The following is a 456-nucleotide window of genomic DNA, read 5'->3' on the forward strand; positions in this document are numbered from 1 at the left end:
TCGGTGCAGCATCTCGACTTCCTCGACCAGGAGGAGAAGGACTGTTTCAAGACCAGCTTCGAGATCGACCAGCGCTGGCTGATCGAGCTCCAGGCCGATCGCACGCCGTTCATCGACCAGTCGACCAGCCTCAACCTGTTCATCCCGGCCGATGTCGAGAAGTGGGATCTGCTGATGCTGCACTTCCGCGCGTGGGAATTGGGCATCAAGTCGCTTTACTATCTCCGCTCCAAATCGGTGCAGCGCGCTGGTTTCGCGGGCGGGGTCGAGGCGGACAACACGATCGAAAAGCCGCAATATGAATTTGCGACGACCGATTACGACGAATGCCTGGCGTGTCAGTGAGGTGATACTCCCTCTCCCTGTGGGAGAGGGAGGAGCGGCGCAGCCGCGGAAGGGTGAAGGTGATGCGCCTCTACCACAACCAGCCCTCCGGCACCGTGGCGCGCGCCCGTG

At 61.4% G+C, this 456-nt stretch carries 1 pseudogene; it reads left to right on the forward strand.

Going from position 1 to position 456, the window contains the following annotated elements:
- A pseudogene (locus tag AACY49_RS30940) lies at positions 1 to 345 on the forward strand (ribonucleoside-diphosphate reductase subunit alpha); the annotation flags it as partial.
- Positions 346 to 456: the final 111 nt, after the last annotated feature.

Source organism: Pseudomonas sp. EL_65y_Pfl2_R96 (genome assembly GCF_963970905.1).
In the GTDB taxonomy this organism is placed as follows: domain Bacteria; phylum Pseudomonadota; class Gammaproteobacteria; order Pseudomonadales; family Pseudomonadaceae; genus Aquipseudomonas.